The sequence below is a fragment of the Streptomyces cyaneofuscatus genome, assembly GCF_042718795.1.
Taxonomy (GTDB): Bacteria; Actinomycetota; Actinomycetes; order Streptomycetales; family Streptomycetaceae; genus Streptomyces; species Streptomyces cyaneofuscatus_A.
The window spans coordinates 99,908-125,821 of sequence record NZ_JBHXOX010000011.1 but is presented as its reverse complement, the minus strand read 5'-3'; the positions used below and the strand labels follow the sequence as shown (position 1 = coordinate 125,821).

The following is a 25,914-nucleotide window of genomic DNA, read 5'->3' as shown; positions in this document are numbered from 1 at the left end:
TGCGGGCCGGTCAGGGGGTCCGGCGGATCATGGCCGGAGACCGCCTGTGCGCCATGAGATTGGCGGAGCGCCGTTTCCGGGGATGCCGCACGATGTTTCGCGAGCGTGACGAAGAGGTGGTGCGTGTTACGTCGGAATGAATCCCGGGTGGCGGGTCCGGTGCGCTGCCTACCATGCAGCCCACGCCGCATACGGTTCGGTTGAAACGCCGCCGGGTCCCTCCGAGGGCGGTACGACGCGAACCGGCCACGGCTCCCCTCCGGATGACCAGGCGATGGGGGAGCCGAGTCGGGCTGTACGGAGGAGGGGCCGCGGCCGGGGCCGGTGGTGCCGGGTCAGACCGCTTCGGCGGACTCCGGCAACTGTTCGCTGAGCAGATCGGTGAGCCGGGCGACGTCGGCGACATCGCCGAAGTCCCTGGCAGCGGTGTCGACGGTCTTGCGCAGCCGGGTGTTGACGCGCTCGGATCGGACCTTCTTGGCGATCTTCAGGGCCTGTCCGGCGAGCACGGTGGACTGCTCGGGCTCGCGCTGGAGCAGATGGACGGTAGCCATGCCGATCAGGTTGAGCGCGTAGGAGCGCTGGTGCTCGTCGTCCTCGCCGAACAGCTCGACGGCCTTCTCCATGACGGGCTCGGCGAGCGAGGCGTAGGTGGGGCTGCGGCCGGCGACATAGGCCAGGTCACGGTAGGAGTGGGCGTTCTCGCCGTTGAGCTCGGCTTCGGAGAAGAAGCGGATCCAGTCGGGCTCGGGCTCGCCGTCCAGTCCGGCGTCCTGGAAGGTGTCCTCGGCCATCCGGACGGCTCGCTTGCACTTGCTGGGCTGGCCCATGTTGGCGTACGCGCGGGCCTCCATCGCATACAGCATGGCCTGTGTACGGGGGGTGGCGCAGTCGCGGCTGCCGTACTGCGCGAGGTGGATGAGCTCCAGGGCGTCGTCGGGGCGGCCCAGGTGGATCATCTGGCGGCTCATGCTGGAGAGCACATAGCTGCCGAGCGGCTTGTCACCGGCCTCCTTCGCGGCGTGCAGGGCGAGCACGAAGTACTTCTGGGCGGTGGGCTGGAGGCCTACGTCGTAGCTCATCCAGCCCGCCAGCTCGGCCAGTTCGGCGGCGCAGCGGAAGAGGCGCTTCGAGGTCGGCCCGGGCTGCGGCTCCTGCAACAGGTCGGTGACCTCGTGGAGTTGCCCGACGACGGCCTTGCGGCGCAGGCCGCCGCCGCACTGGGCGTCCCACTGCCGGAACATCGCGGTGGTGGACTCCAGCAGGTCCAGCTCGGGGCCGGAGAGCCGGGAGGGCCTGCGGGCGGCGGCCTCCGACTCCGGTTCGCCGGGACCCTTGGCCGGGACGGGCACCAGCCAGCGCTGCATCGGCTCGATCAGGGCGGGCCCGGCGGCCAGCGCGAGCGAGCTGCCGAGGAAGCCCCGCCGGGCGAGCATCAGGTCGCTGCGGGAGAACTCGCTGAGCAGGGCGACGGTCTGCGGGCCCGCCCAGGGCAGGTCCACGCCGGCCACCGAGGGTGACTGGTGCGCGGTGCGCAGGCCGAGGTCCTCGACGGCGACCACCGCGCCGAAGCGCTCGGAGAACAGCTCGGAGAGGATGCGCGGGATCGGCTCCCGCGGCTGCTCGCCGTCGAGCCAGCGCCGCACCCGGGAGGTGTCGGTGCTGATGTGGTGGGCGCCCATCTGCCGCGCCCGCCGGTTCACCTGGCGTGCCAGCTCGCCCTTGGACCAGCCACTGCGTACGAACCACGACCCCAACTGCGCGTTGGGACGCTTGCCGGCCTCCGTATCGCCTGCGCCGCTGCCGCTCACCGGAAGGCCCCCGTTCCCCGTCGTCATCCCCGCTGAATCCTTCATCGTGCGAACCACTATCAGAATGCCGTGCCTGCCGCTGTCCGTCCGGGAGGTGGACTCCGTCGAAACGCCGAACAGGAAACCGGGTTGCCCGAGGCATACCCGTGGCCGCACATGCTCCCAGGGTTCGTGTACCGACGGTAATCCTACGATCACCCCTCTCGCGAGGGGATTGCGGAAACGCCACCATTCGCCACCCCCTCGAATGAACCCGACTGCCGCCTGGCGCGCTTGACTTGGGACACCACGACCGATGGACGAGCGTACGGAAGCACTCGGGGGCGCACGCACCGGGACGCACCACCTCGCGCACCACGGCGCACGCCACTCGATCGAGTTGCAGCGACGGAGGGTTACCCGAGCACTCCGGGTCGTAACCACCGATGAGTCGGACCCGTTGGAGGGGGCATGGGCTTCACGATCGGCGGCATCCGCGAGAAACGTTCCGGCGTACGGCGGCGAGGCCGCGGCACCGAGGCCACCGCGGTGGCCGAGTACACCGGGCTCTGGGGCTGGGCCGTGGCGCCGGGCACCCGTGCCCGCGACGGCGCCTGCTCGTGCGGGCAGCGGGCCTGCCCCGCCCCGGGCGCCCACCCGCTGGGCTTCGCCCGGGAGGTCCCGGCGGGCACCGGCCTGGACAGCGCGGCGGACGCCTGGGCCGAGACCCCGGGCGCCTCGATGCTGCTGCCGGTGGGCCGGACCTTCGACGTCCTGGAGGTCGCGGAGCAGGCCGGGCGGCGGGCGCTGGTGCGGCTGGAGCGGATGGGGCTGCCGCTGGGCCCGGTGGCGGTGACGCCGACCGGCCGGGCGCAGTTCTTCGTCGCCCCCGGGGCCGCCGCCGAGCTGCCCGGCCTGCTCTACCGCATGGGCTGGGACGACGCGGACCTGGACCTGCGGGCGCTGGGCCCGGGCGCGCACATCACCGCCCCGCCCTCCGACCTCGGCGGCTTCGGCCCGGTCCGCTGGCTGCGGCCCCCGGTGCTGGACACGGCCGCCGCTCCCCCGCAGGCGCGGCTGCTGCTGGGGACGCTGGCGTACGTCTGCCACCGGTCGTGAGCAGGGAGCGGTCAGCAGGAGTACGGAAACGGCGGACGGGCGGCAGGCTCCTGGTGGGAGCCGCCGCCCGTCCGCCGTACGGGGTGAGGCGCGTCAGTCGCCGATCAGGGCGTCCACGAAGGCGCCCGGCTCGAACGGAGCCAGGTCGTCCGCCCCCTCGCCGAGCCCGATCAGCTTCACCGGTACGCCCAGCTCGCGCTGGACCGCGATGACGATGCCGCCCTTGGCGGTGCCGTCGAGCTTGGTGAGGACGATGCCGGTGATGTCCACGACCTCGGCGAAGACCCGGGCCTGGACGAGGCCGTTCTGCCCGGTGGTGGCGTCCAGGACGAGCAGGACCTCGTCCAGCGGACCGTGCTTCTCCACGACCCGCTTGACCTTTCCCAGCTCGTCCATGAGCCCGGTCTTGGTGTGCAGCCGGCCGGCGGTGTCGATGAGGACCACGTCGGCCCCCTCCGCGATGCCCTCCTTGACCGCGTCGTACGCGATCGAGGCCGGGTCGCCGCCCTCGGGTCCGCGGACCGTACGGGCTCCGACGCGCTCGCCCCAGGTCTGGAGCTGGTCGGCGGCGGCGGCGCGGAAGGTGTCGGCCGCGCCGAGGACGACGCTGCGGCCGTCGGCGACGAGGACGCGGGCCAGCTTGCCGGTGGTGGTGGTCTTGCCGGTGCCGTTGACGCCGACGACCATCACGACGCCCGGCGTCTCGGCGCCGCCCTCGGTCTTGACCTCACGGTCGAAGTCCGGGCCGAGCAGGGTGATCAGCTCTTCGCGCAGCAGGGCGCGGAGGTCTTCGGGGGTACGGGTGCCGAGCACCCGGACGCGCTCGCGGAGCCGCTCGACCAGTTCCTGGGTGGGGGCGACGCCGACGTCGGCGGTGAGGAGGGTGTCCTCGATCTCCTCCCAGGTGTCCTCGTCCAGGTTGTCCCGGGACAGCAGCGTGAGCAGCCCCTTGCCGAGCGAGTTCTGCGAGCGGGCGAGCCGGGCCCGGAGCCGGACGAGCCGCCCCTCGGTGGGCTCGGGGATCTCCAGCGCGGGCGGCGCCGGAGCCTCGACCACCGGAGCCTCCTCGGCGGGCGCGGTGGCGTCCGGGAGGGCGACTTCGTCGATGGTGCGCCGCGCTTCGTCGCGCGGCGTCTCGGCCTCCTCGCCGACCTTCGGCTCGGCGGGAGGAGTGATGGTCGGCGTGGACGGCGGCGGGGGCGGCAGCTTCCGCTTCTTGCGGCTGCCGACCACGAGCCCGCCGACCAGGCCGACGGCGGCCAGGGCGATGACTACAGCGAGGATGACGATTTCGACGAGTTCCATAACCCGTCCAGTATCGGCCACGGCCGCCGCCCGGGCACGGCCCCGCACGCCGCCCGCTGAGCCACCGACCCCGTATGCACCTTTTAGCGGTAATGACCCATGCGGATCCCTACCCTTCTGACGGTACGTCAGCTACTGTGCGCCCCGCCCTGCCCACCCGGCGAAAGGGGACACCCGTCATGGCCTTCACCGTGGTCCGGTTCAATCTCATCGATCCCGAAGCCACCCCCGTAACCCTCTCGGCCCGCTACCGCGCCACCCTGGAGATGGCGGCGTACGCGGACGAGCACGGCGTCGACACGGTGCAGACCGAGGAGCACCACGGGGTGGCGAACTCCTGGCTGCCCTCCCCCCTCACCTTCGCCGGTGCGGTCTTCGGTGCCACGCAGCGCATCGCGGTGACCGTCTCGGCGATCATCGGCCCGCTGCACGACCCGCTGCGGCTCGCGGAGGACATCGCGGTACTGGACCTGCTGAGCGCGGGGCGGCTGGTCACGGTCGCGGGGATCGGCTACCGGCCCGAGGAGTACGAGCGGGCGGGCGTGGACTGGGGGCGGCGCGGCAGGCTCCAGGACGAGCTGCTGGAGACGCTGCTGGCGGCGTGGACCGGGGAGCCGTTCCCGTACCGGGGGCGTACGGTGCGCGTCACCCCGCGCCCGTACACCCGGCCGCATCCGCTGCTCCTGGTCGGCGGCAGCTCACGGGCGGCGGCACGGCGGGCGGCCCGGCTGGGGCTGCCGCTCTTCCCGAGCGCGCATCTGCCGGAGCTGGAGGCGTACTACCACCAGCAGCGGGAGGCGTACGGGACGGAGGGGTTCTGCATGATGCCCGCGGCCCGGACGCCGCTGCTCCAGGTCTCCGAGGACCCGGAGCGGACGTGGGGGCTGTACGGGGAGCACCTGCTGCACGAGGCGCGGACGTACGCCTCCTGGCAGTCCGAGGACATCCGCTCGGCGGTGCGGTCGGCGGCCACGACGGTGGCGGAGCTGCGCGAGGAGGGGGTGTACCGGATCGTCACGCCGGAGGAGCTCACGGCGCTGGACGCGGACTCGCTGGTGCTGCATCCGCTCTGTGGCGGGATGCCGGTGGAGGAGGGGTGGCGGAGTCTGCGGCTGTTCTGCGCGGCGCTCGAAACGCCGGCTGCCCCGGCTCAGCCATGAACTAGGGCAGCGCGTGAACATGAAGGAGATGGGCTAACCCATCTCCTCCAGCGTCTTGCCCTTGGTCTCCTTCACGAACTTGAGCACGAAGGGGATCGAGAGCACGGCGAAGCAGGCGTAGATGATGTACGTCCCCGAGAGGTTCCAGTCGGCCAGGCTCGGGAAGCTGGCGGTGATCGCCCAGTTGGCGATCCACTGCGCGAAGACGGCGACACCGAGGGCGGCGGCCCGCAGCCGGTTCGGGAACATCTCGCCCAGGAAGACCCAGACGACGACACCCCACGACAACGCGAAGAAGAGCACGAACACGTGAGCGGCGACCAGGGCGACGACGCCCTGGGTGGTGGGCAGCTTGCCGTCGACCAGGTCGGCGGAGAAGGCCCAGGCCTCGACGGCCAGCGCGATCGCCATACCGAAGGAGCCGACGAGGGCGAGCGGCCTGCGCCCCACCCGGTCCACCAGCACCATCGCGATCACCGTGCCGATGATGTTGATGATCGAGGTGGTGAACGAGTAGAAGAACGAGTCGGTCGGGTCGATGCCGACGGACTGCCACAGCGTCGCCGAGTAGTAGAACGCCACGTTGATGCCGACGAGCTGCTGGAACATCGACAGGCCGATACCTACCCAGACGATGGGCAGGAAGAAGAAGCGGTTGCCGAGCAGGTCCTTGAAGGACGACTTGTGCTCGCGGTGCATGGCGGTCTCGATCTCGGCCACGCGGGCGTCGAGGTCGATCTTGTCGCCCTCGACCTCTTCGAGGATCTTGCGGGCCTCGGCCTTCTTGCCGACCGAGATGAGGAAGCGCGGGGACTCGGGGATGGCGAAGGAGAGGAGCCCGTAGAGGATGGCCGGGACGACCATCACACCGAGCATCCACTGCCAGGCCTCCAGCCCCAGGATCTCGCCGCGCTGGTCGCCGTCGGCGATCTGGAGGACGGCGTAGTTGACGAGCTGGGAGATGGCGATGCCGATGACGATCGCGGCCTGCTGGAAGGAGCCGAGCCGGCCCCGGTAGGCGGGCGGGGAGACCTCGGCGATGTAGGCGGGGCCGATGACGGAGGCCATGCCGATGGCGAAGCCGCCGATGATGCGCCACATCGCCAGGTCCCAGAGCGCGAACGGCAGCGCGGAGCCGATGGCGCTGGCGGTGAAGAGCACCGAGGCGATCTGCATGCAGCGGATGCGGCCGATCCGGTCCGCGATCCGGCCTGCGGTGGCGGCGCCGATGGCACAGCCGATCAGCGCGATGGCGATGACCTGGGCGAGCGTTCCGGAGCCGATGTCGTACCGGTCGCGGATCGCCTCCACGGCCCCGTTGATGACGGAACTGTCGTAGCCGAAGAGGAAGCCGCCCATCGCCGCGGCAGCCGTGATGAAGATGACATGGCCGAGGTGGTCCGGATGGGCCGCTCGGGCTCCGGACGCCGGTCCGTTCGCTGCGCTGGTCACATGAACTCCTGATGCCTGGCCGCAAGTCAGACGTGGGGGGGTGAGCCTTCCCAGTGGGGCACAACATCCGGCCCGCCACCACTTGAAGGTGAAATCAACTTCGCAGAGGTTATGCGTTCAAGAAACGAAGTCAAACAGCGGGTCCCAGCGCATGTACCCAGGTGCGCGCGAAAGGTGCGTCGAACCTCTGACGATTCGGTAAAGAGTCGGCGGATCCGCCGTCCGGGTCAGCGCAGCCGCTGACTGATCACCTTCGACACGCCGTCACCCTGCATGGAGACGCCGTACAGCGCGTCGGCGACCTCCATCGTCCGCTTCTGGTGGGTGATGACGATCAGCTGGGAGCTCTCCTGGAGCTCCTCCATGATCCGGATCAGCCGCTGCAGGTTGGTGTCGTCGAGCGCCGCCTCGACCTCGTCCATCACGTAGAAGGGACTGGGGCGGGCCTTGAAGATGGAGACCAGCAACGCCACGGCCGTCAGGGACCGCTCACCGCCCGAGAGCAGCGAGAGCCGCTTCACCTTCTTGCCCGGCGGACGGGCCTCGACGTCCACCCCGGTGGTGAGCATGTTGTCCGGATCGGTCAGGATCAGCCGCCCCTCGCCCCCGGGGAAGAGCCGGGCGAAGACGCCCTCGAACTGACGGGCCGTGTCCCGGTACGCCTCCGTGAACACCTGCTCGACCCGCTCGTCGACCTCCTTGATCACCTGGAGCAGATCGGCCCGGGTCTTCTTCAGGTCTTCGAGCTGCTCGGAGAGGAACTGGTGCCGTTCCTCCAGCGCCGAGAACTCCTCCAGGGCGAGCGGATTCACCTTCCCGAGTTGCTGGTACGCCCGTTCGGCCGACCGCAGCCGCTTCTCCTGTTCGGTACGCAGATACGCCTTCGGCCGGTTACGCGGATGGTCCGGGTCCTCCGGCAGCTCCTCGCCCTCGGCGGGCGGCGACGGCGGCACGAGCTGGTCCGGGCCGTACTCGGAGACGAGCCCGGCGGGCTCCACGCCCAGCTCCTCCAGGGCCTTCGTCTCGAGCTGCTCGATACGCAGCCGCTTCTCGGCGCCCAGCACCTCGCCCCGGTGGACCGAGTCGGTGAGCTTGTCCAGCTCGCCCTTGAGGTCGCGGCCCCGGCCCCGCTCGGCGGCCAGCTCGCGCTCCCGCTCGCCCTTCGCCGCCTCGGCCGAGGCGCGTTCCCGATCGGCCCGTACGAGGGACACCTCGACGTGCGCCAGCAGTTGACGGGCGCCCGAGGCGACGGCGAAGGCCACGGCGGCCTCGTGGCGCAGCCGGGCCCGGCGCTGCTCGGCGCGGGCGCGGGCCTCGCGTTCGGTACGGGCCGCCCGGTCGAGCCCGTCGGCGCGCCCGGCCAGCGACTTGACGCGTTCCTCGTGGGTACGGGCCTGGAGCCGGGCCTCCATCTCGGTCTGGCGGGCGTTGGCCCCGTCGGCGGCGAGCCGGTCCCGTACGGAGGTGTCGGGCTCCTCCTCCACCGGCGCCTCCTGGGCCACCAGCAGCCGCTCGGCCAGCTCCTCGGCCTCCTCCATCGCCCGCTCCAGGGCCTCCTGGGCGCGGGCCGCGGAGGCGGTCATCCGCTCGGCCTCGCCCGCCGCGCTCCGGGCCGTCCCGGCGAGCCGCCCGAGCTGCTGGGCGACGCCCGACTTCTCCCGCTCGGCCTCCCGCCGCCGCTCCCCCAGATCCTCGAGGAGCGCGGCGCCCTCCGTGCGGTGCTCCCCCGCCAACCGCTGCGCCTCCGCCAGCTCCTCGCACCGCACGGCGAGGTCGGCCAGCTCGGCGGCGGCCTCGTCCACGGAGGCCTGCACCTCCAGGAGGCTGGGCGCCCCGGCGGAGCCGCCGTGCGCGAAGTGGGCGGAGAGCATGTCGCCCTCACCGGTCACGGCGGTCAGCCCGGGGTGCGCGGCGACGAGGGCCTCGGCGTCCTCCAGGGTGGCGACGACGACGGTGTCCCGTACGAGGCGGCGTACGGCGGCCATGAGGGCGGCGGGGCCGGTGAGCAGGTCGGCCACGGCGGGGGCGGTGGTGGTGACGGTGGTGAGGCTTTCGGCAGCCCCGTGGGACAGTGCGAGGACATCGGGGCCGCCGGGCGCGGACCCCGTACCGCCGGATGCGCCACCCTGTGCGGGCAGCGGGCCTGAGGTCGCCCCAGGAGCCTCGTCCTGTGCGTGCTCGCCGCCCTGCCCCGGTACGTGGCCGGACACGGCGCCGTCCGCCGACTGCCCCGGTACGTGACCGGGCCGGACGCCCTCCGCCGGCGCCGCCTCCCCCAGCAGCATCACCGCCCGCCCCGCGTCCCGCTCGCGCAGCAGCCGGATGGCCTCGGCGGCCGTGGCCGGGTCCTTCACCGCCACCGCGTCCGCCGCGGCTCCCAGGGCGGCGGCGACCGGGACCTCGTAGCCGGGCCGGACGGTGAGCAGTTCGGCGGCGGGGCCGAGGAGGCCGGCCAGCCGGTCCCGGGCGTCGAGCAGCGCGCCCGTACCGTCCTTGCGGCGCAGCCCCAGGGCCAGCGCCTCGTGCCGGGCCGCCACCGCCGCCCGCCTGCGCTCGGCGGCCGTCGCCTCCTCGCGGGCGGCGCTGTGGGCGGCCTGGGCGCCGGCGAGGGCCTGCTTGGCCTCCTCGTGGCGGGCGGTCAGCTCCTCGTCGTCCGCGTCCAGCCCCTCGACCTCCGCCTTGAGCTGCTCGTACTCCTCCTGGGCGGTGACGGCCCGCTCCTGGGCCTCGTCGCGCGATGCGGCCAGCCGGTCGATCTCGGCCTGCGCCGAACCGGCCCGGCTGCGGGCGGCGTTGACCTGGCCGTTCAGCCGGGCCAGGCCCTCGCGGCGGTCCGCGATGGCGCGGGCGGCGTCCTTGAGCCGGCGCTCCTCGGCGGCCAGCTCGCGCTCCAGGTCGGCGCGGTGGGCGACGGTGTCCTCCAGCGCGTGCTCGGCCGCCTCCAGGGCCGCCGTCAGCTCCGCCTCCTGCTCGCGGATCCGGGCGGCCTCGCGCTCCAGGTCCTCGGGGTCGCGGCCCCGGCGCTCCTCGGCGGGGGCCTCGGTGGCGCTCCTGACCCGGGCGTCGGCCAGCGAGACCGTGCCGCGTACCCGCTCGGCCAACTGCGAGAGCTCGTACCAGGTCTGCTGGGCGCGCTGGAGCCGCGGCGCCAGGCGGCGCACCTCGCCCTCCAGCTCCGCCTCCCGGGCGAGCGCGGCCTTCAACTCGGCCTCCGCCGCGTCCTTCCGCTTCTTCAGCTCGGCCTCGTCGGCGATCTCGTCGCGCAGCGCGTCCCGCAGGGTCACCAGGTCGTGCGCGAGGAGCCGGAGCCGGGCGTCGCGCAGGTCGGCCTGGATCACGGCGGCGCGGCGGGCGACGGCGGCCTGCCGGCCGAGCGGCTTGAGCTGGCGGCGCAGCTCGTCGGTGAGGTCCTGTACGCGGGCCAGGTTGGCGCCCATCGCGTCCAGCTTCCGGAGCGCCTTCTCCTTCCGCTTCCGGTGCTTGAGGACGCCCGCGGCCTCCTCGATGAAGGCCCGGCGGCCCATCGGGTCGGCGTGCAGGACGGAGTCCAACTGCCCCTGGCCGACGATGACGTGCATCTCCCGGCCGATACCGGAATCGGAGAGGAGTTCCTGGATGTCCAGCAGCCGGCAGGTGTCACCATTGATCTGGTATTCACTGCCGCCATTGCGGAACATGATCCGAGTGATCGTCACTTCGGCGTACTCGATGGGCAATGCGCCATCGGAATTGTCGATGGTGAGCGACACTTCGGCGCGGCCGAGCGGAGGCCGTCCGGTGGTCCCGGCGAAGATCACGTCTTCCATCTTGCCGCCGCGCAGGGATTTGGCTCCCTGTTCTCCCATGACCCAGGAGAGGGCGTCCACCACATTGGATTTGCCCGACCCATTGGGCCCGACGACACAGGTGATCCCCGGTTCGAACCGCAGGGTGGTGGCGGACGCGAACGATTTGAAACCACGCAGGGTCAGGGCCTTGAGGTGCACGCCGCCGGACTCTACCTTTCCCTCTCGGTTTCGGTCATGAAGGTGCAGGGCACATCAGACGGTAAGCGAGGGGGGTACGGCGGGGGCCGGGGGGTCCGGGCAAAGAAAAAAGGGACGCCGAGGCGTCCCTGTAGATCTTGGTGCGGTCCTGCACGGCGCACCGCCACGGCGACCGGGCGATGCGTTGCCGGTGATCCGGACACAGGCGGCCCTGTCGGTCAGGGAGCCGGTCGTCCGGGGACGGCGATCCGTGACGCAGGACGGATCAGATCAGATATGAAGAGATGTTCCGAGGCTGATGAGACTGCTCAGCCCGACCGGCCCCGAGGGGCCACCGGTCAGGTCAGCGCAGGCTCGCCCTGGGGTACGTCGATGTCGATGCTGTCGAGCAACGACTCCTGGTGCTGAGCGGCGGCGTTGAGCGCGTCGTTCTCGTCCTGGATCCGGTTGAGCTCGGATTCCAGGTCCTGGACGCGCTGCTGGAGCCGTCGCATCTCGGCGAGGAGTCGCGGGTCGGAACCGCCGACGTAACCGAGAAGCGCCTTTGCCATGATGGATGGTCCTCCACAATGAGTGACCGACCGATGCGGTGTGGGTCGTCAGGGGATCGCACCCGCGGTGCTCGGCAGGGCTCTGTCACCACTGCGGTTCTGCTGCATACCAGCTCTACCGAACAGCTAAGGTGCGCGGGGTTTTCAGCGTCTCACCAAAAAGTTTGACGGTCAACACGATCACACCCCGTGGAGCCGGGTGTCCCGGGGGTGCGCGGCCCGACGATCATGCGGCGCGACTCTCCTGCGGAACCCCGACGGGTGTGGGGATCTTCGTCAATGCCGCAGCCTTGCACGACATCCCGCATCTGGCAACCATCGGTCGCCGCACGGTCCTTTCGCAGGTCATTTCGGGTGTGGGGCCCGACGGGGCCGGCTCGTGACCGTTGGCTCCGGCGCGTTCACCGAGCGGATCGGAGGCGTCGGCGCGAGCCCGTATCAGCGGATGGCGAATCCGTCGTAACCGCCGCGCGGGGTGTCCCAGATCTCAGTGACTCCGTCCACACGCCCGGGTGTGTCGTCGGAGCGCAGCCAATCCAGCAGACGGTGGCAATTGTCACGTGATCCTTCGGCGACCACCTGTACCCGGCCATCGTCCAGATTGAGTGCAAAGCCCACGAGTCCGCCGATCTCCAAAGCATTTGCCCTGGTGAACCAGCGGAACCCTACTTGCTGTACTCGGCCGCGTACCCAGATGACCAGCCGTGCCTCTTCGTTCATGCCCGAACGCTAACCGGCCAATTGCTCCAAGAGCACGGCGGCCCCTTTGAGCCATGGCGTACAGTCCCGTCGCAATAGCCTCACCCGTTCGGGTGAGTACGGGGACCAAGATCGACCGGTGAATCAACCGGTCATCGGTGACGTCGCTGCGACGTCCGGAGCATCAGGAAGGCACAGCGCATGGGACGCCACCGACGATCCGCCGCAGGCCCCGCCGCTGAAGAACCCGCGGCCGGTGCGGCCTCGCGGCACCGGGGCACGCGCCGGAAGAAGAAGTCCGCGGTGCCGGTGCGCACCGGGCTCCTCGGAGCGTCGGCCGCGATGGCGGTCGGCGCGGTCGCCGTCGCCTCGGGCCTGCTCCCCGGCGGCGACACCTACACGTCGGGTGGCTCCACCGCGGCCGACCAGGTCCGCACCGGCGGCGCTCCCGACCTGCTGACGCAGCAGGGCGGCTCCAGCGCCCCGGCCGACCGTTCTTCCTCCCCCGCCAGCAGGGGCAGCGAGCGTCCCGAGGCTCCGTCGAAGGCTGCCTCGACGTCGCCGTCGAAGACCCCGTCCACGACGCCCTCGAAGTCGCCCTCCGCCGGCGCCTCGAAGACCCCGTCGAAGTCGGCCGCGCCCTCCTCCGTGACGCCTTCCAAGAAGCCGGCCGCCACGCCGTCCAAGGAGTCGAAGGCACCCGCCACGGCCCCGGAGAAGAGCACCGCCCCGGCGAGCAAGGCCCCGGCCCCGCCGAAGAAGACCGTGGCCCCGCCGCCGAGCAAGAAGCCCGCCCCCGCCCCCTCCGACACCTCGGCCCGCGCCGAGGTGCTGGCCCTGGTGAACCAGGAGCGCGCGAAGGTCGGCTGCTCCCCGCTGACCACCAGCGCCCCGCTCACCTCGCTCGCCCAGAACTTCAGCGAGGACATGGCGGCCCGTGGCTTCTTCGACCACACCGACCCGGACGGCGACACGCCCTGGGACCGGGCCGCCCAGGCCGGTGTGCAGGGACTCGCCGCGGAGAACATCGCCCGCGGCCAGGCCGACGCCCAGGCCGTGATGGACGGCTGGATGAACAGCGACGGCCACCGCGCGAACATTCTCAACTGCGACTACAAGACGATCGGCATCGGCGTCCACGAGGGCTCCGGCGGCCCGTGGTGGACCCAGAACTTCGGCTTCTGACCCGCAGGCGCAGACACCCGACCACCACTTACGCCCGTGCAGCACTCCCTCCAGGTGAGCGCTGTACGGGCGTAAGCTGCTGATATGGCCAGCGACACGGACGACCTCGCCTTCGACGTCTTCTCCCGGCAGTGCCCCTCACGCTCCACGCTGGAGCACGCCACCGGCCGCTGGGGCAGCCTGACGCTGGGCGCGCTGTACGAGGAGAGCCTCCGGTTCAACGAGCTGCGCCGCCGGGTCGACGGGGTCAGCGAGAAGATGCTCTCCCAGACGCTGCACGCCCTGGAGCGCGACGGCCTCGTCCTGCGGGAGGCGCAGCCGGTCAACCCGCCCCGGGTCGACTACGAGCTGACCCCGCTCGGCCGCGAGGTCGCGGGCAGGCTCCTCGGGCTGATCCATCTCGTCGAGGGCCGGATGGACGACGTACTCGCCGCACGGTCGCGTTACGACGAGGCGCGCGGCGGGCGCTGACAGCGCGGGCAGAAGTAGCTGGACCGGTTCATCCAGGCGCGGCGGCGCATCGGCGTCCCGCAGCGGCGGCACGGCTCGCCCTCCCTGCCGTACGCGTCGAGCGAGCGGTCGAAGTATCCGGACTCGCCGTTCACGTTGACGTACAGGCTGTCGAAGCTGGTGCCGCCCTGGGCGAGGGCCGCGTTCATCACGTCCCGGGCGTGGCCGAGCAGCTCGGCGGACTTCGGGCGGGCGAGGGTCGCGGTGGGGCGGTCGTAGTGGAGCTTGGCGCGCCAGAGCGCCTCGTCCGCGTAGATGTTGCCGACGCCGCTGATCAGCGACTGGTCCAGGAGCGCGCGCTTGACCGTCGTACGGCGCAGGCGCAGGGCCGTGTGGAACGCGGCGTCGTCGAAGAGCGGGTCGAGCGGGTCCCGGGCGATGTGCGCGATGGTGTCGGGCAGCCCGTCGGCGGTGAGGTCGTGGAGCGAGAGGCCGCCGAAGGTGCGCTGGTCGACGAAGCGCAGCTCGGTGCCGAGCGCGTCGTCGAACCGCAGCCGGATCCGCAGGTGCTTCTCGTCGGGCGCGTCCGCGGGCTGCACCAGCAGTTGTCCGCTCATGCCGAGGTGGCCGAGCAGCGAGGAGGCGGCCTCGTCGATCGGCACCCAGAGGTACTTGCCGCGCCGCATCGCCGTACCGAACCGGACCCCGCGCAGCCGGGCCGCGAAGTCCACGCCGCCCGCGAGGTGCCGGCGGACCGAGCGCGGGTGCAGGACCTCGACCTCGGTGACGGTCCGGCCGCTGACCCAGCGCTCCAGGCCCCGGCGTACGACTTCGACCTCGGGCAGCTCGGGCACGGTGGACCACTCCAGACACGACGACGGTAGTACGGGGGCGCCTCTTACCGGAAGCCGCTCCCCGGGACAGGGACGAACCCCCCGGTGCGCGGGGCACCGAGGGGTTCGACGTTCTGCTTCAGGCCGGAGCGGCGTCCGTGTCGGGCGACGGGTCGGCAGGGGTGTCGGCGGCCCCTCCGTCGGCCGCGGACTTCTCCGCGGCCTGCCGTGCCTCTGCGGCGGCGCTGATCTCACGCCAGGCGGACTCGGCCGCCTGCTGCTCCGCTTCCTTCTTGCTACGGCCGGTGCCGGTGCCGTACGAGACACCACCGACGCGAGCAGCAGCAGTGAAGGTCTTCTCGTGATCCGGGCCGGTCTCCGTGACGAGGTACTCGGGGACTCCGAGGCTCTCGCTCGCGGTGAGCTCCTGGAGGCTGGTCTTCCAGTCCAGGCCGGCACCGAGGTTCGAGGACCTGTCGATCAGCGGGTCGAAGAGCCGGTGGACCAGCTCCGAGGCCGCGCTGAGGCCCTGGTCGAGATAGACCGCGCCGATCACTGCTTCCAGTGTGTCGGCGAGGATGGAAGCCTTGTCCCGGCCACCCGTGCCCTCTTCACCGCGGCCGAGCCGGATGAAGGAGCCGAGTTCGAGGCCGCGGCCCACTTCCGCAAGCGCACGCGAGTTGACCACCGCGGCCCGCAACTTGGCCAGTTGGCCTTCGGGCAGGTCGGGGTGGGTGCGGTACAGCGTGTCCGTGACCACCAGGCCGAGCACCGAATCCCCGAGGAATTCGAGCCGCTCGTTGGTGGGCAGACCGCCGTTCTCGTACGCGTACGAACGGTGGGTCAGCGCACGCACCAGAAGGGCGGACTCGAGGTGATACCCGAGCCGCCCTTCCAGAAGCGTGTGGGACGAGGCTGTGTTGACGTTGTCTGCCTGCTTCTTGGCGCTGGACAACTCAGACATCGGGCCTCTCACCAGCCGCTCAGACCTCGAGGACCTGGCGCTTGTTGTAGGTGCCGCAGCTCGGGCACGCAATGTGCTGGAGCTTCGGCTCCTGGCAACGCTCGCACGAAACCAGGGTGGGGACCGCAGCCTTCCACTGCGACCGGCGGTGGCGCGTGTTGCTGCGCGACATCTTCCGCTTCGGAACAGCCACGGCTACTTCTCCTGCTTCTCGTCGACGCCAGGTTCGGCGCCGCCCATGTTGTCCTTCTCGCCGTCCTGAACGGTCTCGGCGAGTCCTTGCAGTGCCGCCCAACGGATGTCGACGGCGTCGTGGTGGTGGCCCGGGTTCTCGTCCAGCCTGATTCCGCATTCGGAACACAGACCGGCACAGGTCTCCTTGCACACCGGCTGCATGGGCAGTGCGAGCACTACCGCGTCACGCAGCACTGACTCGAGGTCGAACAAGCCGTCCTCGAGGAAGAACCTGTCCTCGTCGTCCTCGGCGTCGTCGGCCGGGTCCGCCGCACTGCTGCGGCCCCGGTCATCGGCGTCAGGGTACGAGAACATCTCCTGGAAATCCGCGTCGACCTCGACGGTCAGCGGCTCCAGACACCTTACGCACTCCCCTTCGGCGCTCGCACGGGCGGTACCTGTGACGAGCACCCCTTCCATGACCGATTCGAGTCGGAGGTCCAGCTCCAGGGGTGCGCCTTCCGGCACACCGATGACGCCGTCGATACCGAGAACCGGTGAACCGGGTGCGTCCACCGTGCGGGAGAGCCGCTTCATGGCACCAGGACGCCGGCCCAGCTCGCGCGTATCGAACACGAGAGGGTTGCGGTGGTCGAGGTTGCCGTTCAGGGCTCTTCCTGCTTTCGAAATCATGGGGTGCGGTGCTGCAAGGGGAGAGGCCGTCTGCGGTCCGGAGTCAAATCGTCCCGATTCGCAGACGAAACGGGCAGCCGAGATCGCGGACCTATGTGCGACCGAGGATTCAGGATACTGGACGGACCGCTCAGCACCCAATCGGCCCAGGACCTCCCCCGAGCCCCTGGCCCGAGCCTCTGCGGTCAGCGGCCCTCTTCGTAGCGGCGCAACTGCTCCAGGTCGATCATGCTGGTGTCGAAGAGGCTGGTCTCGTCCAGCGCGCCCTGGTTCTGCTGGGCGGGCACCTGGCGCTGCCGCTGCCAGTCGTACTCCGGCTGGGCCTGCGGCGGGGGCGGGTACTGGTTCGGGTCGTAGGCGGGCTGCTGATAGGCCGCGTACGGGTCCGGCACCTGCTGGTAGCCGTACGGGTCCTGGCCCTGCTGGTGCGGCTGCTGCTGCTCCTGGTAGCCGTACGACGCCTGCGCGTACTCGGCCTGGCCGTACTCGCCCTGGCCGTACTCCGCCTGCGCGTAGCCCGGCTCGGCCTGCGGCGGCTGGGCCGGGTACTCCGGCTGCCGCTCCTGGTAGAGCGGCGGCTGGGCGGCCTGCGGCGGCGCCGGCGTGGCCAGCTCCGCGAGGCCGGCCAGGTAGTCGGCGTCGCTGGTGTGGCCCTGGGCACCCGCCGCGTCCTGGGCGGCCATGTGGGCCCCTAGGTCGTCGGAGGCGACCCGGCCGTGCAGCTTCTGCCGGCCGCGGCCGACCGCCTCCAGGGTCTTGGCGAGGACCGCCTCGAAGGCGCCGAACTTGGCGTCCACGTACGCGTCGGCCCGCTGCTTCAGCGTCTCGGGGTCGGCGCTGCGCTCGGGGGCCTCGGCGAAGTCGGGGTCCTGGTAGCCCTGCTCGTCCAGGCCCTGGCCCCGGCCGAGCAGCTTCTCGCGGCCGCGGTCGACGGAGCCGATGGTCTTGGTGAGGACGACCTCGAAGTTGGCGAGCTTGCTGTCGACGTAGTCGTCGGCCTCGGCCCGGACCTCCTCGGCCTCGCGGCGGGCCTCGGAGAGGATCCGGTCGGCCTCGCTCTGCGACTGGCGGGCGATCTCGGTCTCGGCGATCAGCGAGGAGCGCTGGGCGTGCGCGGACCGGATGATCCGCTCGGCCTCCTGCCGGGCCTGCTCGGCGAACTGCTCCTGGCCGCCGATCAGCTCCTGGGCGTGGGCGAGCGAGCCGGGCAGGGCCTCGCGTACCTCTTCGAGCATGGCGAGCAGCTCGGCGCGGTTGACCACGCACGAGGCCGACATGGGCATGGCGCGGGCGTTCCCGACCGCGTCGACGATCTCGTCGAGCTTCTTCTGCACGTCCACCGTGTGCTCGCCACTCTCTGCTGCTCTGTCGAAGCTGCTGCTCCGTTGGAGACGGACGGGACGACTGTAAGGCCAGTCGGCGGCCGTCCGACACCTGGTGACGGTCCGTCAGCGCCTCAGCGTTCGCCGAGCCGCTTCACGAGCGCCTCGTGGACGGTCGGCGGCAGCAGGTGGGAGACGTCGCCGCCCCAGGCCGCCACCTCCTTGACCAGCGAGGACGACAGGAAGCTGTACGTCGGGTTGGTCGGCATGAAGAGCGTCTCGACGCCGGAGAGGCCGTTGTTCATCTGGGCCATCTGCAGCTCGTAGTCGAAGTCGCTGACGGCCCGCAGGCCCTTCACGATCGCCGGGATCTCCCGCTGCTTGCAGAAGTCGACCAGCAGGCCGTGGAAGGACTCCACCTCGATGTTGCTGAAGTCGGCGGTGACCTCGCGGATCAGCTCGATCCGCTCGTCCACGGCGAACAGCCCCTTCTTGGACTGGTTGATCATCACCACCACGTGCACCACGTCGTACAGCTTGGAGGCTCGTCCGATGATGTCGAGATGTCCGTTGGTGATGGGGTCGAAAGACCCCGGACAGACGGCGCGGCGCACTGTGATTCCCTCGCTCTCCGGTCCGGTCATCGTGCGTCTTCGCACGTAGCGGCGGCGCGACCGTACCAAAGCGTTCCCTCGCCGTAGCGACGGGCCCGCAGTGGCTCGAATCCGGCGGGCCAGCCGAATTCTCCGCCCCGGGTGCTGCGTTCCACCGTGACGAGCGCGTCGGTCGTGAGCCACCCCTGAGCACGGAGTGTGAGCAGGATCTCGCGAAGATCGTCGTCGGTGACGGCGTACGGCGGGTCCAGGAAGACGATGTCGTACGGGTCGGAGGGCGCCGGTCCTGTCACGATCTGCTCGGCTTTGCCGGTACGGACCTCGGCGCCGGTCAGGCCGAGGGTGCGGACGTTGTCCCGGACGGTGCGCACCGCCTTCTGGTCCGCCTCGACGAGCAGGGCGTGCGCCGCGCCCCGGGAGAGCGCTTCGAGGCCGACGGCGCCGGATCCGGCGTACAGATCGGCGACGCGGACGCCTTCGAGGGTGGAGAGCAGCGCTTCCCAGGTGGAGAAGAGGCCCTCCCGCGCACGGTCGGAGGTGGGGCGGGTGCCGGTGCCCGGAGGTACGGCCAGGCGGCGTCCGCCGGCCGATCCGGCGATCACGCGGGTCATGGGTGTCGGGTCCTCGGGGTCGGGGCGGGCACAGGGGCTCACGCGTGGGCGCGTGCCGCCCGTACGCCGATGGGTACAGGCTGTCCGTCCACGATATGGCGTGCGGCCCGCCCCGGCAGGACGGCCCCGTGCGCTCAGCCCTTGTCCAGGTACTCCTCCCGGTCCTTGTCCAGCAGCGCCGCCAGCACCGTGCGCAGCTCCGGCAGGTGCTCCAGCTCCGGGTCGGCGGCGACGATCGCGACGGCCTCCTCGCGGGCGGCGGCGATGACCTCCTCGTCGTCGATGACGGTGAGCATCCGCAGCGAGGAGCGCACCCCGGACTGGGCCTGGCCGAGCACATCGCCCTCGCGGCGCTGCTCCAGGTCGATACGGGAGAGCTCGAAGCCGTCCAGGGTGGCGGCGACGGCGGAGAGGCGGGCGCGGGCGGGGCTCGCCTCGTGGGCCTCGCTGACCAGCAGGCAGAGCCCGGGTGCCGAGCCACGGCCGACGCGGCCTCGGAGCTGGTGGAGCTGGGAGACGCCGAACCGGTCGGCGTCCATGATCACCATGGCGGTGGCGTTGGGGACGTTGACGCCGACCTCGATGACGGTGGTGGCGACCAGGACATCGACGTCGCCGGCGGCGAACCGGCGCATCACGTCGTCCTTCTCGTCGGGGTGCATCCTGCCGTGCAGCACCTCGACGCTCAGTCCGGCCAGCGCGCCCCTGCGGAGCTCGTCGGCGATGTCGAGGACGGCGAGCGGCGGCCGCTTCTCGGGGTCCTCCTCGGAAGCCTTGGCGGCGGCCTTCTTCGCGGCCTTCCCCTTCTTCCCTTCGGTCTCCTCCGCGTCGTCGCCGATGCGGGGGCAGACGACGTACGCCTGGTGGCCGTTCTCCACCTCCTCACGGACGCGCTCCCAGGCGCGGGCGAGGAAGTGCGGCTTGTCCTTGGCGGGGACGACATGGCTGGCGATCGGGGAGCGGCCGGCCGGGAGCTGGTCCAGGACGGAGGTCTCCAGGTCACCGAAGACCGTCATCGCGACCGTACGGGGGATGGGGGTGGCGGTCATGACGAGGAGGTGGGGCGGCTGCTTCCCCTTGGAGCGGAGGGCGTCGCGCTGTTCGACGCCGAAGCGGTGCTGCTCGTCGACGACCACGAGTCCCAGGTCGTGGAACTGGACCTTGTCCTCGATGAGGGCGTGGGTGCCGATGACGATTCCGGCCTCGCCGGTGACCAGGTCGAGCAGGGCCTGCCGACGGGCCGCCATGCCCATGGAGCCGGTGAGCAGGACGACCTTGGTGCCTTGGTCCGAGCCGCCCAGCATGCCGCCCTCGGCCAGCTCGCCCATCATCTCGGTGATGGAGCGGTGGTGCTGCTGGGCGAGCACCTCGGTGGGGGCGAGCATCGCGGCCTGGCCGCCCGCGTCGACCACGGTGAGCATGGCGCGCAGGGCCACCATCGTCTTCCCGGAGCCGACTTCCCCCTGGAGGAGGCGGTGCATCGGGTGCTCGGTGGCCAGGTCGTCGAAGATCTCCTTGCTGACCTTCTCCTGGCCCTCGGTGAGGGTGAACGGCAGCTTGGCGTCGAAGGCGTCCAGCAGGCCGTCGGCGACGGGGCGGCGGGCCACGGCGGGGAGCTGGGTGTCGGCGTACCGGCGGCGGGCCAGGGCGACCTGGAGGACGAACGCCTCGTCCCACTTGAGCCGGGCCTTGGCGTCCTCGATGTCCGCCTTCGTCTGCGGCCGGTGGACCTTGAGCAGGGCCTCGGGCAGCGGGGTGAAGCCCCGGCCCTCGCGCAGGGAGGCGGGCAGCGGGTCCACCGCGTCCTGTGCGCTGGGCAGTACGGCGTCGACTGCCTTGGCGATCCGCCAGGAGTCGAGCTGCTTGCAGGCGGGGTAGATCGGCAGCAGCCGTCCGGCGAAGGCGTCCACGGCCTCGGTCGCCTCGTCGGCGTCGGAGGCGTCGAGCAGTTGGTACGTGGGGTGGGCGAGCTGCATCTTCCGGTTGAAGACGGAGACCTTGCCCGCGAACATCGCCTGGCGGCCCGGGAGCAGCTCCTTGTGCGGCTTGTGGACACCGTGGCCGAAGAAGACGAGCTGGAGGCGGCCGCTGCCGTCGGTGAGCGTGACCTCAAGCCGCTTGCCCCGGCCGTTGTTGAACATCAGGATGCGGGCGTCGGCGACCTGGGCGACGACCGTGACGTGCTCGTCCAGCGGGAGGTCGGCCAGCGCGGTCAGCTTACCGCGCTCCTCGTACCGCCGCGGGTAGTGGTGCAGCAGATCACCGACCGTGTGCAGGTCGAGGTGTTCGGCCATCACCTTCGCGGTGGCTCCGCCGAGCAGCTTCTTCAGTGGTTCATCGAACGAGGACACGCGATCCATTGCACACCACGGCACTGACAACCGTCGGCCGGGCACGGCGGAAGGTCTGCTACTCGACGCCGATCAGCAGCGGCGCCCGCTGGTGGCCGCCCCGGTAGACCACCGTGTCGACGGCGAGATGGCCCTCGCGTACGTGCTCCTCCAGCGCGTCCGCCAGCGCGTCCGGGACGTCCTCGCCGAGGACGAGGGTGACCAGTTCGCCGCCGGCCGCCAGCATCCGGTCCAGCACGGTGCGGGCGGTGGCCGGGACGTCGGCGCCGATGACGGCCACGTCCCCGTCGATCAGGCCGAGGATGTCACCGGCCTGGCAGATGCCCGCCATGGTCCACGACTGGCGCTCGGCGACGGCCAGTTCGGCGTAGCGGGTGGCGCCGGCGGCGGCGGTCATGGCGACCACGTCCTCGTCGAAGCCGCGGTCCGGTTCGTGGACGGCGAGGGCGGCGATGCCCTGGACGGCGGCGCGGGTGGGGACGAGGGCGACCCTGACCCCCTCGGTCCTGGCCTGCTCGGCGGCGGCGGCCGCGGTGTGGCGCAGGGCCGCGTCGTTGGGCAGCAGCACCACCTCGCGGGCGTGGGCGCGGCGGATGGCGTCGACGAGTTCGCCGCTGGCGGGGGGTTCGCCGGGGCGGGCGATCACGGTGGTGGCGCCGGCCTCGGTGCAGAGCCCGGCGAGGCCGTCGCCGGGGACGACGACGACGACGGCGCGCTGGGCGGGTTCGGCCTGGACGCGGACGTCGTGGCCGCTCTCGGTGGCGAGGTGGGTGATCCGGATCCGGTACGGCCGCCCGGCCTCGACGCCCGCCTCCACGGCGGCCCCGGCGTCGTCGACATGGACGTGCACGTGCCAGAGCCCGTCGCCGCCGACCACGACCAGGGAGTCGCCGAGCGCGTCGAGCCGGGCCCGCAGCCGGTCCACCTGCTCGTCACGGGCCTCCAGGAGGTAGATCACCTCGAAGGCGGGCCCACCGCCGTCGAGGTCCTCGGGGTAGTCGAGCGGGCCCTCCACGGCAGCACCGCCCGCCGGAACCGGAACCCCGCCCACCGGCAGCCCCACCACCGACCCGCCGTCCACGGGCGCGGGCACCTTGCCGGACCCGGCGCCGGGCCCCCGTACCGGAGCCTGCCCGGTCACCGCCTCCACCAGCGCCCCCAGGACCGCCACCAGCCCCCGTCCCCCGGCGTCCACGACCCCGGCCCGGCCGAGCACGGCGAGCTGCTCCGGGGTCTTCGCCAGGGCGGCGCGCGCCCCCTCGTACGCGGCGCCCACCACCGCGCGCAGCTCCCGCTCATCGCCCTGCGCGGCCTCGGCGGCCGCCGTCGCGACGGTCAGCACCGTGCCCTCCACCGGGTGGGCGACGGCCTGCCGGGCGGCGGCGGCGGCCCGGGTCAGGGCGAGGCGCAGACGGGCCGCGTCACCTCCGTCGGCCAGCACCCCGGCCATGCCGCGCAGGAGCTGGGCCAGGATGGTGCCGGAGTTGCCCCGGGCGCCGATCAGGGCGCCGTGCGCCATGGCGCGGACGGCGTCGGCGGTGGCGGGTGCGGTGGCGCCGGTCTCATGGGCGGCGAAGACCGCTTCGACGGCCGCGGCGGCGGACTCGACGGTCAGATAGAGGTTGGTGCCGGTGTCCCCGTCGGCAATGGGATAGACGTTGATCGCGTCGATCTCCGCGCGCTCCCGGCCCAGGGCCTCCAGGGCCAGTGAGCACCAGTTGCGCACCGCGACGGCGTCCAGGTCGTCGGGGAGCTGCGGCACCGATGGTCCTCCTTGAAGCGGCCGTGGCAACGGGCTGCACCGCAGGTTAGCCCGCCTGCCGGGGTCCGGGCAGGGACAGGGGGCGGGAGGGCGGTGGGCCAACCCGTGGTAGTTTCGTATCTCCGGAGCAGGCGTTGTATGCTGCTTCGGTTGCCCGATGAGAGTCGGGCCATTCCTCCGGTACCGCCACTTCATTCAATGATTCCGGCGCGCCGGAATTCACTGTAAGTGCATCTGAAGTCTTTGGAGTGACCCGTGGCTGCCAACTGCGACGTTTGCGGCAAGGGGCCGAGCTTCGGCAACAGCATTTCGCACTCGCACCGCCGTACGTCCCGTCGCTGGAACCCCAACATCCAGCGCGTGCGTGCCGTGGTCGGTCGGACGCCGAAGCGGCTCAACGTCTGCACCTCGTGCATCAAGGCCGGCAAGGTCGCGCGCTGACGTCTCCGTCGTAGCGCAGCCTTCCGGTTGCCCAAAAAGCCGGTCCACCTCGGTGGACCGGCTTTTTGCTGTGCTCATCCGGCGGTGGTCATCCGGCCTGGCGGGTCCGCCAGCCGTGGTCGACCGGGCCGATGCCGCCCCCCAGCGCGAATCCGGCCCGGATCGCGCCGGTGACGTACGCCTTCGCGCCCTCCACCGCCGTCGGCACGTCCTGGCCGAGCGCGAGCCCGGAGGCGATGGCGGAGGCGAGGGTGCAGCCGGTGCCGTGGGTGTGCCGGTTGTCGTAGCGGGGGGCGCGCAGCCAGGTTTCCGCGCTCCCGTCGGTGAGCAGGTCGACCGCGTCGCCGGGCAGGTGCCCGCCCTTGATGAGCGCCCAGCGCGGTCCGAACGCGAGGATCTCCTCGGCGGCCCGCCGCATGCCGTCCTCGTCGGTGACCAGTACGCCGGTGAGCTGGGCCACTTCGTCCAGGTTCGGGGTGGCCACCGTGGCGACGGGCAGCAGCTTCGTCCGTACGGAGTCGAGCGCCTCGGCGGCAAGCAGCGCGTCCCCGTGCTTGGAGACCCCGACCGGGTCCACGACGACGGGGGCGTCGGTCCCGGCGAGGAGTTCGGCGACGGTCTCCACGAGCGCGGCCGAGGCGAGCATCCCGGTCTTCACTGCCTGCACGCCGATGTCGTCGACGACGCTGCGGTACTGGGCGCGTACGGCGTCCACCGGGAGCTCCCACGCGCCGTGGACGCCCAGGGAGTTCTGCGCGGTGACGGCGGTGAGCACGCTCATGCCGTGGACGCCGAGGGCGAGCATGGTCTTCAGGTCGGCCTGGATCCCCGCACCGCCGCCGGAGTCGGATCCGGCGACGGTGAGGACGCGGGGCGGTACAGCGGTACGTATGGGCATGCGCAGCAATCTAGTACGCGCCCGCGTGAGCTACGGGTCCACGCATGAGCCAAGGGTTCACGCGTGGACCCTGCGCTCCCCCGCGACTCTCTAGTACGTGTCCTCGATAGCCCCGAAGTGGTCCCAGCCGCCCTTGCTGGTCCAGGGCGCCCCGTCCACGGTGACCTGGGGCAGGGCGGAGGGGTTCAGGACCTCGCCGATCACCTTCCAGCGGGCGGGGAGTTTCACGTCGGGCGGGAAGGTCGCCACGATCGCGTGGTCCTCTCCCCCGGTCAGCACCCACTGGAGCGGGTCGACGCCGACGGCCTGGCCGATGTCGGACATCTGCGAGGGGATGTCGATGAGGCCGGAGCGCAGGTCGATGCGGACCTTGCTGGCCTCGGCGATGTGCCCGAGGTCCGCGACCAGACCGTCGCTGACGTCGGTCATCGCGGTGGCGCCGAGTCCGGCGGCCGCGGGGCCCGCGTGGTACGGCGGTTCGGGGCGGCGGTGGGCCTCCACGAAGGCGCGGGGCGAGCGGAAGCCGCGGGAGAGCACGGCGTATCCGGCGGCGGACCAGCCGAGCCAGCCGGTGACGGCGACGACGTCGCCGGGGCGTGCGCCGGCGCGGGTGACCGGTTCGTGGTTGCGCAGGTCGCCGAGGGCGGTGATGGCGACGGTGATGGTGTCACCGCCGACCACGTCGCCGCCGACCACGGCCGCCCCCGCCACCTGGCACTCGTCACGGAGCCCGTCCATCAGCTCGGCGGCCCAGGTGACCGGGAGGTCGGCGGGGACGACGAGGCCGAGGAGCAGCGCCGTGGGCACGGCGCCCATGGCGGCGATGTCGGCGAGGTTCTGCGCCGCCGCCTTGCGGCCGACGTCGTACGCCGTCGACCAGTCGCGGCGGAAGTGCCGCCCTTCCAGCAGGATGTCCGTACTGGCCACGACCCTGCGGTCGGGAGCGGTCACGACCGCGGCGTCGTCGCCGGGCCCCAGCCGTACCGCCGGAGTGGTGGTGAGCCGGGACGTGAGCTCTCTGATGAGCCCGAACTCCCCCAACTCGCCCACGGTTCCCTTCACCGAGTCTCACCTCTCATTTATCGCCCCGGACACCCGTCCGGGCCCCCGGTCGCGAGCCGTCACTGCTGTCGGTACCGTCAGGAGAGCTGCCGGCACCGTCAAGGGATACGTCAACTTCCGCACTCCGCACGCCACGCTGTGGACGTCACACGGCCCGTAGGTCTCCCCGTCACCCTCGGCGACGCGATAACGTGGCGTCCCTTTCCCCCACATGATCCTCGTGGCCGCCCTGGAGGTTCCGTGGTACAGGCGTACATCCTCATCCAGACCGAGGTGGGCAAGGCGTCGATCGTCGCCGAGACCATTTCCAAGATTCCGGGAGTCATCCAGGCAGAGGACGTCACCGGTCCGTACGACGTGATCGTGCGGGCCCAGTCCGACACGGTCGACGCGCTCGGCCGCATGGTGGTCGCCAAAGTGCAGCAGGTGGACGGCATCACGCGCACCCTGACCTGTCCGGTCGTCCACCTCTGACCCCCGTCCGGTGCCGCG

23 protein-coding genes are annotated in these 25,914 nt (G+C 71.5%); 6 read left to right on the top strand and 17 right to left on the bottom strand.

The annotated features are described in order from the left end of the window. Positions 1 to 335: 335 nt before the first annotated feature. Positions 336 to 1,811 carry a transcriptional repressor NsdA gene (gene nsdA, locus ACFWRT_RS15050; protein ID WP_380951899.1) on the bottom strand — a complete coding sequence of 492 codons (1,476 nt, stop codon included), beginning with the start codon at positions 1,809 to 1,811 and terminating at the stop codon, positions 336 to 338. A 450-nt stretch (positions 1,812 to 2,261) separates the two neighbouring features. Between nsdA and ACFWRT_RS15045 the strand changes: the two genes are divergently transcribed. Further along, positions 2,262 to 2,909, top strand: a complete 648-nt coding sequence (locus ACFWRT_RS15045; protein ID WP_380951890.1) for a bifunctional DNA primase/polymerase — start codon at positions 2,262 to 2,264, stop codon at positions 2,907 to 2,909. A gap of 93 nt (positions 2,910 to 3,002) precedes the next feature. On the opposite strand, the gene ftsY is transcribed toward ACFWRT_RS15045, so the two are convergent. Next, a complete protein-coding gene (ftsY, locus tag ACFWRT_RS15040; RefSeq protein ID WP_359526826.1) occupies positions 3,003 to 4,214 on the bottom strand; it encodes a signal recognition particle-docking protein FtsY in 1,212 nt (403 codons plus the stop codon). 179 nt (positions 4,215 to 4,393) lie between these two features. Here ftsY and ACFWRT_RS15035 point away from each other — a divergent pair, with 179 nt between their 5' ends. After that, positions 4,394 to 5,374, top strand: coding sequence for an LLM class flavin-dependent oxidoreductase (locus ACFWRT_RS15035; RefSeq protein ID WP_380955400.1), 981 nt, complete (start codon positions 4,394 to 4,396; stop codon positions 5,372 to 5,374). Between the two features lie 33 nt (positions 5,375 to 5,407). Here ACFWRT_RS15035 and ACFWRT_RS15030 read toward each other — a convergent pair whose 3' ends face one another. From ACFWRT_RS15030 to ACFWRT_RS15015, 4 genes are all read right to left on the bottom strand, one after another. After that, a complete protein-coding gene (locus ACFWRT_RS15030) occupies positions 5,408 to 6,826 on the bottom strand; it encodes a sugar porter family MFS transporter (protein WP_380955401.1) in 1,419 nt (472 codons plus the stop codon). Between the two features lie 227 nt (positions 6,827 to 7,053). Continuing rightward, on the bottom strand, positions 7,054 to 10,812 hold the full coding sequence (locus tag ACFWRT_RS15025; RefSeq protein WP_380955402.1) for a chromosome segregation SMC family protein: 3,759 nt from the start codon (positions 10,810 to 10,812) through the stop codon (positions 7,054 to 7,056). A 338-nt stretch (positions 10,813 to 11,150) separates the two neighbouring features. Then, positions 11,151 to 11,363 carry a hypothetical protein gene (locus ACFWRT_RS15020; protein ID WP_003965973.1) on the bottom strand — a complete coding sequence of 71 codons (213 nt, stop codon included), beginning with the start codon at positions 11,361 to 11,363 and terminating at the stop codon, positions 11,151 to 11,153. 438 nt (positions 11,364 to 11,801) lie between these two features. After that, positions 11,802 to 12,083, bottom strand: coding sequence for an acylphosphatase (locus ACFWRT_RS15015; RefSeq protein WP_076968486.1), 282 nt, complete (start codon positions 12,081 to 12,083; stop codon positions 11,802 to 11,804). Positions 12,084 to 12,263: 180 nt separating this feature from the next. Between ACFWRT_RS15015 and ACFWRT_RS15010 the strand changes: the two genes are divergently transcribed. Both ACFWRT_RS15010 and ACFWRT_RS15005 read left to right on the top strand, forming a co-directional pair. Further along, positions 12,264 to 13,247, top strand: coding sequence for a CAP domain-containing protein (locus tag ACFWRT_RS15010; protein ID WP_380955404.1), 984 nt, complete (start codon positions 12,264 to 12,266; stop codon positions 13,245 to 13,247). Positions 13,248 to 13,331: 84 nt separating this feature from the next. Beyond that, a complete protein-coding gene (locus tag ACFWRT_RS15005; protein ID WP_380955406.1) occupies positions 13,332 to 13,718 on the top strand; it encodes a winged helix-turn-helix transcriptional regulator in 387 nt (128 codons plus the stop codon). Here ACFWRT_RS15005 and mutM read toward each other — a convergent pair. The 9 genes from mutM to ACFWRT_RS14960 form a co-directional block, all read right to left on the bottom strand. Next, positions 13,691 to 14,551 (bottom strand): bifunctional DNA-formamidopyrimidine glycosylase/DNA-(apurinic or apyrimidinic site) lyase, encoded by an 861-nt coding sequence (gene mutM / locus ACFWRT_RS15000; protein ID WP_380955407.1) that lies wholly within the window; start codon positions 14,549 to 14,551, stop codon positions 13,691 to 13,693. The genes ACFWRT_RS15005 and mutM overlap by 28 nt on opposite strands. A gap of 118 nt (positions 14,552 to 14,669) precedes the next feature. Further along, on the bottom strand, positions 14,670 to 15,494 hold the full coding sequence (gene rnc / locus ACFWRT_RS14995; RefSeq protein ID WP_026241021.1) for a ribonuclease III: 825 nt from the start codon (positions 15,492 to 15,494) through the stop codon (positions 14,670 to 14,672). 19 nt (positions 15,495 to 15,513) lie between these two features. Next, on the bottom strand, positions 15,514 to 15,687 hold the full coding sequence (gene rpmF, locus ACFWRT_RS14990) for a 50S ribosomal protein L32 (protein ID WP_003965982.1): 174 nt from the start codon (positions 15,685 to 15,687) through the stop codon (positions 15,514 to 15,516). A gap of 2 nt (positions 15,688 to 15,689) precedes the next feature. Next, positions 15,690 to 16,361, bottom strand: a complete 672-nt coding sequence (locus tag ACFWRT_RS14985) for a YceD family protein (RefSeq protein WP_380955408.1) — start codon at positions 16,359 to 16,361, stop codon at positions 15,690 to 15,692. 185 nt (positions 16,362 to 16,546) lie between these two features. Beyond that, a complete protein-coding gene (locus ACFWRT_RS14980) occupies positions 16,547 to 17,701 on the bottom strand; it encodes an ATP synthase F0 subunit B (RefSeq protein ID WP_380955409.1) in 1,155 nt (384 codons plus the stop codon). 116 nt (positions 17,702 to 17,817) lie between these two features. Then, positions 17,818 to 18,297, bottom strand: coding sequence for a pantetheine-phosphate adenylyltransferase (gene coaD, locus ACFWRT_RS14975; RefSeq protein ID WP_380955430.1), 480 nt, complete (start codon positions 18,295 to 18,297; stop codon positions 17,818 to 17,820). Positions 18,298 to 18,323: 26 nt separating this feature from the next. Further along, positions 18,324 to 18,908: a 16S rRNA (guanine(966)-N(2))-methyltransferase RsmD gene (gene rsmD, locus ACFWRT_RS14970; RefSeq protein ID WP_380955411.1), complete on the bottom strand. Its 585-nt coding sequence runs from the start codon at positions 18,906 to 18,908 to the stop codon at positions 18,324 to 18,326. Between the two features lie 134 nt (positions 18,909 to 19,042). Next, the gene (gene recG / locus ACFWRT_RS14965) at positions 19,043 to 21,268 is read right to left on the bottom strand and encodes an ATP-dependent DNA helicase RecG (protein ID WP_380955412.1); all 2,226 of its coding nucleotides are present in this window, start codon (positions 21,266 to 21,268) and stop codon (positions 19,043 to 19,045) included. A 49-nt stretch (positions 21,269 to 21,317) separates the two neighbouring features. Next, a complete protein-coding gene (locus ACFWRT_RS14960; protein WP_380955414.1) occupies positions 21,318 to 23,021 on the bottom strand; it encodes a DAK2 domain-containing protein in 1,704 nt (567 codons plus the stop codon). Between the two features lie 255 nt (positions 23,022 to 23,276). Between ACFWRT_RS14960 and rpmB the strand changes: the two genes are divergently transcribed. Further along, the gene (rpmB, locus tag ACFWRT_RS14955; protein WP_003965989.1) at positions 23,277 to 23,462 is read left to right on the top strand and encodes a 50S ribosomal protein L28; all 186 of its coding nucleotides are present in this window, start codon (positions 23,277 to 23,279) and stop codon (positions 23,460 to 23,462) included. A gap of 88 nt (positions 23,463 to 23,550) precedes the next feature. Here the strand turns inward: rpmB and thiD are convergent, their stop codons facing one another. After that, positions 23,551 to 24,360: a bifunctional hydroxymethylpyrimidine kinase/phosphomethylpyrimidine kinase gene (thiD, locus tag ACFWRT_RS14950; protein ID WP_380955416.1), complete on the bottom strand. Its 810-nt coding sequence runs from the start codon at positions 24,358 to 24,360 to the stop codon at positions 23,551 to 23,553. 90 nt (positions 24,361 to 24,450) lie between these two features. Continuing rightward, a complete protein-coding gene (locus ACFWRT_RS14945) occupies positions 24,451 to 25,422 on the bottom strand; it encodes a thiamine-phosphate kinase (protein ID WP_355880052.1) in 972 nt (323 codons plus the stop codon). 240 nt (positions 25,423 to 25,662) lie between these two features. Between ACFWRT_RS14945 and ACFWRT_RS14940 the strand changes: the two genes are divergently transcribed. Then, positions 25,663 to 25,896: an Lrp/AsnC ligand binding domain-containing protein gene (locus tag ACFWRT_RS14940; protein WP_018488685.1), complete on the top strand. Its 234-nt coding sequence runs from the start codon at positions 25,663 to 25,665 to the stop codon at positions 25,894 to 25,896. Positions 25,897 to 25,914: the final 18 nt, after the last annotated feature.

What these genes read in the sequence shown, in the direction of transcription:
- ACFWRT_RS15045 (WP_380951890.1), top strand. Translation starts at nt 2,262, where the DNA reads ATGGGCTTCACGATCGGCGGCATCCGCGAGAAACGTTCCGGCGTACGG.
- ftsY (WP_359526826.1), bottom strand. Translation starts at nt 4,214, where the DNA reads ATGGAACTCGTCGAAATCGTCATCCTCGCTGTAGTCATCGCCCTGGCC.
- ACFWRT_RS15035 (WP_380955400.1), top strand. Translation starts at nt 4,394, where the DNA reads ATGGCCTTCACCGTGGTCCGGTTCAATCTCATCGATCCCGAAGCCACC.
- ACFWRT_RS15020 (WP_003965973.1), bottom strand. Translation starts at nt 11,363, where the DNA reads ATGGCAAAGGCGCTTCTCGGTTACGTCGGCGGTTCCGACCCGCGACTC.
- ACFWRT_RS15015 (WP_076968486.1), bottom strand. Translation starts at nt 12,083, where the DNA reads ATGAACGAAGAGGCACGGCTGGTCATCTGGGTACGCGGCCGAGTACAG.
- ACFWRT_RS15010 (WP_380955404.1), top strand. Translation starts at nt 12,264, where the DNA reads ATGGGACGCCACCGACGATCCGCCGCAGGCCCCGCCGCTGAAGAACCC.
- ACFWRT_RS15005 (WP_380955406.1), top strand. Translation starts at nt 13,332, where the DNA reads ATGGCCAGCGACACGGACGACCTCGCCTTCGACGTCTTCTCCCGGCAG.
- rnc (WP_026241021.1), bottom strand. Translation starts at nt 15,494, where the DNA reads ATGTCTGAGTTGTCCAGCGCCAAGAAGCAGGCAGACAACGTCAACACA.
- ACFWRT_RS14985 (WP_380955408.1), bottom strand. Translation starts at nt 16,361, where the DNA reads ATGATTTCGAAAGCAGGAAGAGCCCTGAACGGCAACCTCGACCACCGC.
- rsmD (WP_380955411.1), bottom strand. Translation starts at nt 18,908, where the DNA reads ATGACCCGCGTGATCGCCGGATCGGCCGGCGGACGCCGCCTGGCCGTA.
- recG (WP_380955412.1), bottom strand. Translation starts at nt 21,268, where the DNA reads ATGGATCGCGTGTCCTCGTTCGATGAACCACTGAAGAAGCTGCTCGGC.
- thiD (WP_380955416.1), bottom strand. Translation starts at nt 24,360, where the DNA reads ATGCCCATACGTACCGCTGTACCGCCCCGCGTCCTCACCGTCGCCGGA.